The 453-nt window shown below is 72.4% G+C and carries 1 pseudogene; it reads left to right on the forward strand.

The features are described 5' to 3' along the window. A pseudogene (locus D180_RS17125) lies at window positions 1-453 on the forward strand (fimbrial biogenesis outer membrane usher protein); the annotation flags it as partial.

Below are 453 nucleotides of genomic sequence, written 5' to 3' on the forward strand. Positions count from 1 at the left end.
TGGTGCGGCCGGCCAGCACGGCCTGCAGTACGCTTTGAGCTACCGCTGGAACAACGGCCGCTTCAACCTGGCGATGGACACCCAGCGCGCGCAGGCCGGCTACCGCGACGTGGCCGCCCGCTACGGCGCCGCGCCGCCGCGGATCAGCGAGCGCGCCCTGTTCGGCAGCACCTGGGACGGCGTCGGCAACATCGCCCTGAGCTACGTGCGCCTGGCCTACCCCGACAGCGGCGACCAACGCTACGCCAGCCTGTTCTGGACCCGTGCCCTGCCGCGGCAGTCGTCGTTGAACCTGAGCATCAACCAGAACCTGGACCAGGCCCGCGACCGCAGCGTGTACCTGGGCTGGTCGATCGCGCTGGACGGCCGCCGCCAGGCCGGCGTCGCCGTGCAACGCATCGGCGAACGCACCAGTGCGACGGCCGACCTCAGCCAGGCGGCAGCCGCCGACGG

This window comes from Xanthomonas sp. SHU 166, assembly GCF_000364685.1.
Classification (GTDB): domain Bacteria; phylum Pseudomonadota; class Gammaproteobacteria; order Xanthomonadales; family Xanthomonadaceae; genus Xanthomonas_A; species Xanthomonas_A sontii.